The organism is Haloferula helveola, assembly GCF_037076345.1.
In the GTDB taxonomy this organism is placed as follows: domain Bacteria; phylum Verrucomicrobiota; class Verrucomicrobiia; order Verrucomicrobiales; family Akkermansiaceae; genus Haloferula; species Haloferula helveola.
Genome location: NZ_AP024702.1, coordinates 3,622,825 through 3,634,912 on the forward strand (window position 1 = coordinate 3,622,825; position 12,088 = coordinate 3,634,912).

The following is a 12,088-nucleotide window of genomic DNA, read 5'->3' on the forward strand; positions in this document are numbered from 1 at the left end:
CGTCAGACCTCGTATTGCGGATCCACCTCCGGCATTTCAAGCGCGGAGCCGCACTCGAGGGCCGCCTGCGAGATCGCGTTGAGCACGTGCCGGCGCGAGCGGCCGATCTGCAACGCGAAGCCGGCGAGGGGAATCAGCATGGGCACCAGCGGCGGGACCAGGGCGACCAGCACCGCTCCGAGAACGAGCAGAAGGATCCCGAGATGGTAGAGCGGCTTCTTGTGGGCATCGAGGCGGTATCGGACCCAGTGGAATCCCTTGTGCAAGACCTCCTCGTAGACCGATGTCAGGCGGACCTCGTAGAAGCCCGGGCCGCGGACGACGAGGTCGTCGTTGTCCCATTCGTCGCTCGGTTCACAGATCCAACCGCAGCCGTTGATGTGCTTCTGCATCAGGCGCAGCCAGGCATCGCGCTGGTTCATGTTGCCCCAAAGCCGTTGGACTTCCGGGTAGCGGCGCCGGCCACGCCACAGCTGGAGCGTTCCCTTGATGCGTCCGATCAGGCGGGCCCACGGCTGGGTCAGGTGCAGCCAGGCGATCAGGAACGTTCCCTGGATCTGCTGGATGTCGTTCCACTGGTGCTCGCGCAGCCGCGCGGCCTCGTGACCGCTGTACATCGCCGACAGAACGGTCGCCGATAGAGCGATCATGCCGACCGGCATGAACCAGGCCACCCAGCTGCCCGCGATCACCCCGGCGACACCGGAGAAGAACACCGAGAGGAAGAAGATCTGCCACTCGATCGACTTGAACAGCGTGAGCCATCCGGAAACCGGCGGCTGGTACATCGTCTGGAACATCGCGCTGCCGAAGTAGCCCTGGTAGATCCGCGGACGGAAAAGGGCAGGCATCGGCCGGAATGCGGCACTCGTCAGGCTGTCGTAGATGCTGCCCTTCCACACGCTGTGGCCGAGAACGTTGAAGCGCGATGGATAGGCCTCGTGCAGGTGGGCCTCGGCGTAGCCGTAGCCGCGTTGCTGTTTGAGATACGCGATCACCGATGGCCGACGGCGGTGCCAGACGATGGCCGAAGGACTGAAGGCGATCTTCTTGTCGCGCACGAGAAGCTTCCAGCAGACGTCGACATCATCCCCGGCGGCGCGGTGGGTGACGTCGAATCCGCCGATGCCTTCGAGGTCGTTCTTCACGTAGGCCATGTTGCAGCCCGGCACGTGCTCGGCGATTTCGTCGCCCAGCAGCACGTGCGTCGGATTGCCGGGCGAGTGGTGAACGCACTGGGCGGTGAACTTCTCGTCCTTCGGTGAGAGGTTCGGACCGCCGACCGCCGAGGCGCCCTGCTCGATCAGCGACTGGACCATGAAGAACAGCCAGTCGGGATCGGCGAAGGCGTCGTCGTCGATGTAGGCCACTACCGAGCCCTCCGCGAGTTTCATGCCTGTGTTGCGGGCATTGCTGAGGCCGCCGTTCGGTTCGACGCGGTGATAGCGGACGGGATACTTCGAGGCGATCTGCTCGATCGGATCGGACGATCCGTCGTCGACCACAAGAACCTCGTAGTCCGGGTAGTGGAGTTTGCCGAGGGACTCGAGGCAGGCGTCGAGCGTGCGCGCGCCATTGTAGGTGGCGACCACAACGGTAACCTTCGGCCACTTGCGGTCGGGCATCTCGTAGTGATTCAGTCCATAGACCTCCTTCACCGCCTCGAGTGCCGGCTTCGGACGACGCTCCGAATCGGTCACGCCGAAGGCCCAGCCTTCGATCGATTCGTCGAAGATGCTCCACTCGTCGGTCCAGGCGTAGACCGCCGCGCCGCACAGGCCCTTCTCAAAGGTCGCGCGCAGGTACTGGCGAAGGAAAGCGGCCTGGGCATCGCGGCCGTTCTTGGCGCTGTCGAGACCGAGTTCGGCGAGGAACAGAGGGCGTTCGCCGGCGAGGCTGTGGAGACGGGCGAGGTAGCTGCGGAAGCTCGCCTCGTTCTCCAGATAGATGTTGTAGGAGACGACGTCGAAATTCGGCAGGTTGAGATACTCGGTCGGCGGGTGGTTGACGTAGGTCACCAGACTGCCGTCCGAGTTCTGCTTCACGATGTCGCACATCTTCCGCAGGAACGCGCTGATACGTTCGACGCCGTACCAACGCACGATGAGTGGCGGCACCTCGTTGCCGATCGAGTACATCAGCACCGCGGGATGGCCGCACAGCTCCTTGGTCCGTTCCTCGACCCATTGGTAAAGGTAGTCCTCACGATGCGTCCCCAGTTCGCAGAAGCGCGGTCCCCAGCCGACTTCGGGAATCAGTTTCAGACCGACGTCGAAGGCGGCGTCGGCGATCCGCTGGCTCGGTGCGTTGTAGAGCCGGACGGTATTGATGCCCGCATCCGCCATGCGCGCGAAGTCGTCCTTGAGCTTGCCGAATTCGGGATAGGGCTCGCCGGCGCTGTTCAGGCCGAAGGAACCGTAGGTCACGCCTTTGATCCAGAAGCGCTTGCCGTCGACGCTCAGGAACTTGCCGTCGACCTCGGGTCGTGAGGAGCCGGCAGGCGGCCGTTTCGAAACCGGCTCGATGCGGGTCTCCGGCGCGTCGTGCGCGAGGAGAGTTTCAGGGGTGCTCATGGCTCGTGGGGGTGGGGGTGATCAGAATCGGAACTGGGCCGCGACCTTGGCGACCATTTCGGTGTCGAGGCGCTGCGTGCCCGTCGGGCTGTCCCAATAGAGCTGGCTGAGTACGACGCTGAGCGTTTTGCCCGGGTCGTATTCCCAGGTGAACCGGGAGTTGAATCCGACGGTTTTCGAGATTGTATCGTACTGGATGAGATTCGACCAGCGCACGCGCGGGGTGAAGCGGAGAACGAGCCAAACGCTTACCAAATGGCTGTCGACCTGGCCGCCGGGGAGGTCGAAATGGTTGAAATCGTAGCTGGTACCAAAGGCCGTGAGGCTTCCGGGGATCCACCAGAGGTTGGCGAAAAACGAATGCCAGTCGCCGCCATAGAAGTCTCCCCAGCGGAATCCGGCCTCGCCGCTGAGCGCGCGCGACTCGGCCAGCTTGTATTTCAGCTCGTACGTCCGCATGTCGTAGCTGCCCGCCGGAATCACGACTCCGCCGGGAATCGAGAAGGGGAAGGCGGTGCGGTCGAGTGTCTCGGTGATGCCGAAGCTCAGTTCGTCGTTGTTGGCGAAGCGGACCAGCAGCGGGTAGATGCTGTGGCTGCGCGTCTGCAGGTTGTTGTCGAGATCGGTGTAGAACTGGTTGGCGTAGATGAACGCGAACCACTGGTACCATTGCTCGGCGTCGGGCCGGATCAGATAGCGCCAGTTGCTGCTGTAGTAGCGGATGTCGCTGCGACGGATGAAGCCCAGCGCCGGATCGAAGTTGGCGCTGATCTCGGCGGCCTGCATCGAGATGTTGAACTCGTCGCCCGGCCACGTCAGTCCCATCCCGTAGGCGTGGCCGCTGAAGTCGGGGCCGATCACCGGATCGGTCTGGGAAACGAGGTAGAACAGGTTGGTGACGAGCGTCTGGTCACCGAGGAATCTGGACGTCTGGTAACGGTAGTCGAAGCCGACCACCGAGTTGTCACCGTTCGAATTCGGGTCGCCGTGGGTGGCGATGAAGCCGGCGGTCGAGCAATCGTTGAGCTGTCGGCTGAGGCGGGTGGCGAAGACGGTTTTTTCTTCGATTCCGTAGGCACCGTCGAGGTGGGCGGTGGTGACGCCGATTTCGTAGTCGCCGACCCGTCCGGCCACCTTTCCGGCGGCGAGGATCGGCACCCGCCCGCCGTTCGCAGAGAGACCGACCCGGCGGGTGAAGTACGGGATCATCAGTTCCTCGTTGAGGTCGGCGAAGCGGTAGATGTTCGAGTCCTCGAGGAAGAAGTCGCGCTTCTCCGGGAAGAACAGCGGGAAGCGTGAGAAATTGAGCTGTCGCTGGTCGACTTCGGTGTCGGCGAAGTCGGTGTTCACGCTGAGTGTCGCGGTGAGGCCGGGCGTGATCCGCCAGCGGAGGTCGAAGCCGAGATCGCCGGTAGTGCTGCTGCCGAATCCGCGTTGCTCGCGGTAGCGGGCGAGGGCGTACGGAGTGAGCTCGATGCCGAGCTGGTCCGGCAGGTCCTTGAGCCCGCTGAGGGTGCCCGCATTGCCGGCGAAGTGGACCTTGATCTCGGGACGCGGCGACGCCCACAAGCCGATCTCCCCCTTGCGCGCGATGCTGCGCGAGAAGTTGAAGCCCCAGATGCCCCCATCCGGATCGTAGCTGATCGTTTTGAAGGGAATCTCGATCTCGGCGGTCCAGCCTGCCGCATCGACCTTGCAGCGGACGTCCCACAGGCCGTCCCAGTCGGTATTGGCGGTGAAGTGGTTGCTGACCAGCGCGTCCCAGCGTCCTTCGTCGGGACTCACGGCGAACACGTAGCCATTGCGGCGGTCGTGGAAGGTGTCGAAGAAGAACGCGACGTGGTCGCCCGACAGCACCGAGCCGTCGCGCTCCCGGCCGCGGGCCTTGATCCCGGCCGGTCGGCGGTCGAAGCAGCGGACGCCGATGTAGATCGCCTCGCGGTTGTAAAGCACCCGCACCTCGGTGCGCTCGCTCATGGCGGCGTCGGTGCGGGGCTGGATCTGGATCAGGCCGTCGGCCACCTGAGCCTTGGCCCAGACCGCTTCGTCGAGGGTTCCGTCCAGCACCGGCGACTCTTCGATTTGAAGAACGCGATGGTTCGGCTCAGCGGCTCCGGCCACCGAGAGGGTGGTGGCAAGGAGGAGCGGAAAAAGCCGGGTCAGGGGGGGTGCCGGTGTGAAATCGCTCACGATCGCGAGCCCATTTAGCAGCCCCCGGGCCGTATTGGCGATGGAAATCCAGAACTTCGGATATCATTCAAATCATTGGAAATAAACGGTTTCTGAAGGAAATTAGGGGCGTGAAATCTGCTAGAGTGCATGCGGAGGCCGGCATTTTCGGCGGAATCACCCGGCCTGCGCCCGATAGATCGGGGGGCCGGGGGACGTGTGGTTGGCTGGTGAGAGTCCTGATTTCAGCACTTTATGCCGCCTCCGCCCTGCACTTGGCGGCGGAGGAGGCGCATTGGGCCTACGAGCCACCGGCGGCCGCCGAGGTGTCCGACGGGCACCCGGTGGACGTGCTGCTGGCGAAGAAGCGCGCCGAGGCCGGTGTCGAGCGGGCCGGACTTGCCGATCCCGGCCGCTGGGTCGAGCGCGCGGCTTTCACACTGACCGGCCTGCCGCCCAGCGATGCCCAGAAGGCGCGGATCGCGGCGGATCCGTCGAGCTATGAAGCGATCCTCGACGAGCTGATGGCTTCTCCGGCCTACGGCGAGCATTGGGCGCGTCACTGGATGGATGTGGCGCGCTACGCCGACACCTTCGGCTACAATTTCCAGAAGGACAACCGGCTGCCGTACTCGTGGACGTATCGCGACTGGCTGATTGGCGCATTCAATCGGGACCTCGCATGGTCGGAGTTCGTGAAGCTCCAGGTCGCGGCCGACCTGTTGGTCGACCGGCCGGATCACCCCGACCTCGCCGCGCTGGGTTTCCTGACCATCGGTCCGCGCGGGCGGCATGAGGAAGTCGTCGATGACCGGGTGGATGTGGTGACACGCGGCTTCATGGGCACGACCGTTTCGTGCGCCCGCTGCCACGACCACAAGACGGACCCGATCTCGATGACCGACTACTACTCGTTCTTCTCGATCCTCGAAAACCTTGAGCCCGATACCAGTGGTCCGGTGATCGGTAAGGTCGATGACCCGAAGGCGGCGGCCGATTACGAAAAGAAGCGAGCGGTGATCGAGGCGGAGAATCTGAAGGCGCGCAACGAGCTGTTGGCGGACTTCCGCAATCCCGAAAAACTCGGCGTTTATCTCGAACTCGCGTGGTTGGCGAAGCAGGAGAACTGGAAGCTCGGCAAGGCGGACTCGATGGGCTTCAAGCAGGGCCGATACCGCGGCAAGGCGATCCTTCGCTGGCGCGATTTTCTCAAGCGGGTGACCGAGGGCAAGGGAGCCGTGCCGCGACTGGTGGCTTGGAATGAGGCGATGGCGAAGCAGGAGGCCGACCGCAAGCAGCTGTGCCGCGGTTTGGCTGGGGAGTGGCTGAATGCGCCGGCCGAGAGCCCGCTGGGCCGGGCCCGGGAACGCGGCGATTGCCTGATCAGTTTGCCGACAGGCCGGGCTCACGAGTTGTTCGATACGCAGGACTCGCAAGGCCAACGCGACCGCGACAGCCGGTTGGCGAAGCTGGCCGGAGATCACCCGGGTGCCCCGCCGCGGGCGATGGTCGTCCGCGACCGTGCGAACTGGGCTCCGGCGCGGGTTTATAACCGAGGCAATCCGGCCGACCGGGGCGAGCCCTTCGACCGTCACTGGCTCACACCGATCGGCGGCGGCAACTATCCCGAAGGCCGAAACGCCCGGCTGGTGATGGCCGAGAAGCTGGTGTCCCCCGATAATCCGCTCACCGACCGGGTGATCGTGAACCGCGCGTGGGCATGGCATTTCGGCGAACCGCTGGCGGATCTCGACGACTTCGGTCCGCAGCAAGGGGAGCCGTTGCAACTCGAGCTGCTCGATTGGCTGGCGGTGTGGTTCCGGGAAAATGGCGGCTCGCTGAAGAAGCTCCACCGCCTGCTACTGACTTCGGAGGCGTTCCGTTTGAAGGCCGATGGCCCTGCTTCCAATCGCGAGATCGACGAAGCGAACCGGACCTTCTGGAAATGGAAGCTGCGGCGCTTGGACTTCGAGCCGATGCGCGACCGCATCCTGCTGAGCTCGGGGTCGCTGAAGACTGACCGGATCGGTGGCCGACCGGTCGAGCTCGACAAGCCCGCCGCACGGGAGCGGCGTAGCGTTTACGGCTTCATCGACCGCTTCGAGCTGCCCGGACTGCTGGTGAATTTTGACCTGCCGCATCCGGATCACCACGCGCCGCGCCGGGTGCCGACGACGGTGCCGCAGCAGGCCCTGTTCTTCCTCAACGGCCGCCTGCCGGTGACCGAGGCGCGACGCTTGGCGAACGATGCGGAATTCCGTGCGATCAACGATCCGCAAGAACGAACCCGCTGGCTTTACCGTCGGGTTCTCGGCCGCGATGCCGCTCCCGAGGAGGTGTCGATGGTGACCGACTGGGTGAGCAGTGCCGAGTCGGGCGACTACGAGCCGAAGCTCGGTGGCGCTTGGGAAGTCGGACACGTGCCGGTCGATGGCAATCCGTCCGGTTCCCTGAAACCGTTCCCGCTTTTCGGCGACGGGGTGTGGAAGACGGGCCACGAACTCGACAAGGCGCCGATCCGCTATCTTCACGCCGGACCGGATCGGGGACATCCGGCCTTCGGCCATCTGCTGGTGCTGCGGTGGCGGTCGAGCGGCTCGGGCGAGATTCGGATCATCGGAAACATCAAACGCCACGTCGAAGGCGGTGCCGATCTGCGCTGGGATATCTGCGGGCCGTCCGGCTCCGTGCTCGCCAGCCAGCCGGTTCCGGTCGGCGGTGCCTCGAGGGTGAAAGGTCCGTGGGTCGAGGTCGCCGAGGGAGATACGGTAAACCTCGTCATTGCCGCGCCCGAGACCGACGCATTCGGTTCCCTCGGATGGAACTTCCGCGTCGAAGGCCGCGACGCGTCAGGAGTGACCGAGTTGTCCGGATTCGGTCGCGACTTCCCGCGCCCCGGCAGGAAGCTGCCGGCACCGGTCCGGACCGGCGATCCGTGGTGCGATGTGATCCAGGTGCTTTGGGCATCGAACGAATTCAACCATCTCGACTGAACATGCCGCACGAACTCACATCGAATGACTGGGTGCTCGACCGTCGCGATTTCCTCCGCCGCTGCGGGATGGGCATGGGCGGACTCGCGCTCGCGCCGATGCTGGCGCAACGGGTCGGCGCCGAGGAGACCCACTTCGCGCCGAAGGCGAAGCGTGTGGTGCATCTGTTCATGAATGGCGGGCCGTCGCAGGTCGACACCTTCGACCGCAAGACGGCGCTCGACGAATGGCACGGCAAGACGCTGCCGCTCGACTCGATCGCGACCGAGCGCCCGACCGGTGCCGCGCTGCGTTCGCCTTTCAAGTTCGACCGTTACGGCAAGAGCGGGCTCGAGGTGAGCGAGTTGTTCAGCGAGACCGCCAAGCACGCCGACGACCTGTGTGTGATCCGCTCGATGCAGGCCGACGTGCCGAACCACGAGCCGTCGCTGATGCTGATGAATTGCGGCGACGGCCGCCTGCCGCGACCCTCGATGGGTTCGTGGGTCAGCTACGGACTCGGCAGCGAGAACGAGAATCTGCCGGCCTACGTGTCGATGTGCCCGGGCGGCATGCCGATCAAGCGAACCGAGAACTGGCGGTCGTCGTTCCTGCCCGGGAACTTCCAAGGTACCTATCTCGATACCTCGATCGAGGACGTGCGCGAGATGATCGAGAACCTCGACCATCCGGTGGCGCGACCGGAACGGCGCCAGAAGCAACTCGACCTGCTGCGGCAGATCAACCGGCGGCATCTGGTCTCAAGCGGCCACGATCCGCTGCTTGAGGCGCGCATCCGGAGTTTCGAGCTCGCCTACCGGATGCAGTCGGAAGCGACCGACGCCTTCGATGTTTCCCGCGAGCCGGAGCCCGTCCGGGAAATGTATGGTGGCGGTCACTTCGCGCGCCAGTGCCTCATGGCGCGGCGGCTTCTTGAGCGCGGCGTGCGTTTCATCCAGCTCTGGCATGGCAACGGTCAGCCGTGGGACAGCCACGACGACATCGAGGATCACCGCCGCCTTGCCGGCGAGTGCGACCGTGCGATCGGAGCTTTCCTCAGCGACCTGAAGATGCGCGGCCTGCTCGACGAGACGTTGGTCATCTGGGGTGGCGAGTTCGGCCGCACTCCGGTCGTCGAGTTGCCGAAGGCTGGGTCGAACAAGGGCATCATGAAGGGTCGCGACCACAACCACTACGGCTTCACCATGTGGATGGCCGGAGGTGGCGTGAAAGGCGGACATGTCCACGGCGCGACCGATGAATTCGGATTCAAGGCGGTCGAGAAGCCGGTGCATGTTCATGACCTGCACGCGACGGTTCTCCACCTGCTCGGATTCGATCACGAGCAGCTGACCTATCGCTACTCCGGCCGGGATTTCCGGCTGACTGACGTGCACGGCCGGGTGGTGCACGATCTGATCGCGTAGAAGGTAGGGACGAGCGCCCCCGCTCGTCCGTGGCCTGAGGCGACGGGACAGCCTGATCGAACCCCGGACGAGCGAGGGCGCTCGTCCCTGCCTTCGAAGGCTCCGGGGTGCGAGTGGGCTCGCGCGGTCCGCCTGCGGAGTGCTCTGGTTGAGGAACTGACCACTGGCCACGGATCACTCGTCACCAAGGCTGGAACGACGGGGAAGGGTGGTTCGTTCGCTCGGGTTCCGGGGCGCGGTCGGAGCCGCGCGGTCCGCCTGACGGCCCCAAAAAAAGGAAGCCAGCCGCACGAGGCGGCTGGCTTCGTTGAAGCGGTCCGGACGACCTGCCCGATCCTCCGGTCCGCAAAGCGTTGGGCCGGCGACGGGCAGATGCCGAATCAGGGAGCGACCTGGACGTCGAGGTAGGCGAAGAGCCTGCCGTCGACTGCCAGGGACACCGGAATGTAGACATCCACCTGGTCGACGCCGGCGCCGAAGCCGTTCTGGGTGTCGAAGATGACGATGCCGTCGACTCCGTCGGCAGCTGTGGTCCAGCCGCTGAGGTCGGTGCCATAATTGACCTCGATGGTCGTGTTCGCGTCCGTTCCGGCAGCCGTGGTGCGGCGGTAGGTGAAGAGCAGGTAGTCCGAGGAAGTGAGGTCGCCATCGGGATCGGCATTCACGAGTCCGCCGGTCGGTAGCTTGTCGGTGTCGGGGCTGGCGGAGTCATCGGCGCTGCCGCCGACCACCCATTCGATGCCGATCGGCACGCCGTCGCCATCCGGGTCGAGCTCGGGGGCGCCATCGGTCAGCGGATCTAGCGGGGAAACGAAGTCACCGTAGGGTGTGCCGCCGGGTACCGAATCGCCCGACAGAACCAGTCCGGAGATGTAGGCGAGGTTGGCGTTGCCCGATTCGATCACGCGGAGTTCGTAGGTCTTTCCGGCCTCGACCGATGTACTGTAGTTGACGTAGGCGGGTCGGTTGACTCCTCCCTGCACGGAACTGAGGGTTCCTCCGACTTCTCCGAATTCGATGTTGATCGGAAGCCCATATCCGGAGGGGTAGTTGAAGGCCCCCAGCAGGTCGAGCGTGCCGGTGTTGAAGCCGCTCATGATCACGCTGATGTAGTTGCCGCCGGTTCCGTTGAAGGTGGTCGCGGCGCCGTCGGTCATCAGGTCGGTCGCGCTGGCGCCGCTCGCAGCGATGATGTCGTTCGCGCTGGAGGCAAGCTGAACGGTCACGCCGGCGATGGTCCGTGTCGCGCCTTCGGCTGCAATGAACTGCGTGAAGCCGGACTCGACGGGGGACGCCGCGGTACCGAAGTCGATCGATGCGGCATCACCGGCCGGAAGGACCACGGCGGAGAGGTTCACCGTCGGGATCGTCCCCTCGTAGTCGTTCGACTCGATGTAGAGCGTGCCGCTGAAGAAGCCCGAGAGGGCGCCCGGATCGAAGGTGATCTCAAGTTCGCCCGAGCCACCGGGAGCGATTGGACCCGGGAATGAACTGATGAAGAAGTCGGGATCGCCGACGATTTCGGAAAAGACGTCGTCCACTTCAAGGTCCACCGAACCGCCGTCGTTGTAGATGGTGACGGTCGCGGTCTGGGGTCCCGGAGAGTTGGCAAGGTAGCCGAAATCCTGGGTGCCCGAACCGATGGCGATGAGCGGGTCGAAGACTTCGACCTGAACGTTGATCACCATTGGCGAGGTGCCGAGACCATCGTCGGACGCGACCTCGAGAGCGAAGTCGTAGAATCCTCCGCCGGAAGACGGTGTGAAGTCGAAGGTGATGTCCTCCGAGGTACCGGCCGCGACCGAGCCCGGATTGATGACGTTGGAGACATCACCGGCATCGCTGCCCGTGACCGTGATGCCGCTGATGTTGAGCGGGGTGGTGCCGTCACCCGCGCCGTTGCTGATGCTTACGGAATAGCCGCTGGTGTAGCCGAAGCTGGTGAAGCTGTAGCTGGTCTCGGCGATCAGGCTCGGGTTCGGCAAGCCGGCGACCTGGATGGTTCCGGTTGCGCCGAGGAAGGTGCCGCCGAATCCGAGATTGGTGAGATCGGTTGCGGTATAGGTGCCGGTCGGTACTGCGTTGGCGCCGATATACATTCGGTCGATCGACGAAACGGAGTCGGCGAGATCGAGTGTGCCGTCGGTCATCGTCAGGACGCCGGAGGCATTGACCCAAGCATTGGTCAGGATCAGCTCCGAGGTGTCGGTATCGAGCGTGATGGCCGGAGTGCTGTTCAGGGCGTCGGCCGCCGCGGCGACGAGGATCGAGCGGGTGCCGAGGCTCACGGTGCCGGTGCCGAGCGCGTTTGCCGCTTCGGCTGACAGACGGCCGTAGCCGGAATCGATCGAGTTGACGCTCCAGTTGCCGGTGAAGGTGCTGGTGGCGGCGGGAAGGTGAAGGGTCGCGATGTCGTCGGTGCCGTTCCCCGAGTTGGAAACGAAACTCAGATTGCCGCTGCCGGTGAGGCCGGCGGTGAGCGTGACGTCCATGTTGAACTGCTCACCTCCGTCACCGATCCGGAACTGGCTGTCCGCGCCAACGGCGACGGCGTTCGGCAGATCAACCTCCCGAGCGTATTGGTTGTGAGAGCGGATATCGAGTCGACCGCCGTTGAGCGTCAGGCTCGGGACGACGAAAGTGTCAGGAGAGGCATCGACGGCAGTCAGCCGGAGCCAACCGGAGTCGACCGTGATGCTATCGCCTTCCAGGCTTGTGGTTGCGTCGCCGTTCTGTTCGACGTTGGTCACGATCACGTAGTCGTTTCCGGTCACGGGGGCCAAGGTGTTGTCCCAAGTCGTGCCGTCGGCGTAGTTGCCACTCACAACGGACGTGACGAGGTCGGCGGTGGCCAGATTCGGCACGACTGCGGTCAGTGCCGAAACAAGGAGTCTTGTTCGAATAGTCATTTTCAGGGCAGTTTGAAGCGTTTGAGTGTTATTACCCA

Annotated in this window: 5 protein-coding genes; 2 read left to right on the top strand and 3 right to left on the bottom strand. The window is 64.4% G+C overall.

The window, feature by feature from the left end:
• Positions 1–2: 2 nt before the first annotated feature.
• Together HAHE_RS13685 and HAHE_RS13690 are read right to left on the bottom strand one after the other, a co-directional pair.
• Positions 3–2,573, bottom strand: coding sequence for a glycosyltransferase (locus tag HAHE_RS13685; protein WP_338685188.1), 2,571 nt, complete (start codon positions 2,571–2,573; stop codon positions 3–5).
• A 21-nt stretch (positions 2,574–2,594) separates the two neighbouring features.
• Complete coding sequence (locus tag HAHE_RS13690; RefSeq protein WP_338685189.1) at positions 2,595–4,763, bottom strand: carbohydrate binding family 9 domain-containing protein; 2,169 nt, start codon at positions 4,761–4,763, stop codon at positions 2,595–2,597.
• A gap of 209 nt (positions 4,764–4,972) precedes the next feature.
• Here HAHE_RS13690 and HAHE_RS13695 point away from each other — a divergent pair, with 209 nt between their 5' ends.
• Positions 4,973–7,735, top strand: a complete 2,763-nt coding sequence (locus tag HAHE_RS13695) for a DUF1549 and DUF1553 domain-containing protein (protein WP_338685191.1) — start codon at positions 4,973–4,975, stop codon at positions 7,733–7,735.
• Between the two features lie 2 nt (positions 7,736–7,737).
• Positions 7,738–9,141, top strand: coding sequence for a DUF1501 domain-containing protein (locus HAHE_RS13700; RefSeq protein ID WP_338685192.1), 1,404 nt, complete (start codon positions 7,738–7,740; stop codon positions 9,139–9,141).
• Between the two features lie 380 nt (positions 9,142–9,521).
• On the opposite strand, the gene HAHE_RS13705 is transcribed toward HAHE_RS13700, so the two are convergent.
• The gene (locus tag HAHE_RS13705) at positions 9,522–12,050 is read right to left on the bottom strand and encodes a choice-of-anchor D domain-containing protein (RefSeq protein WP_338685193.1); all 2,529 of its coding nucleotides are present in this window, start codon (positions 12,048–12,050) and stop codon (positions 9,522–9,524) included.
• Positions 12,051–12,088 lie beyond the last annotated feature (38 nt).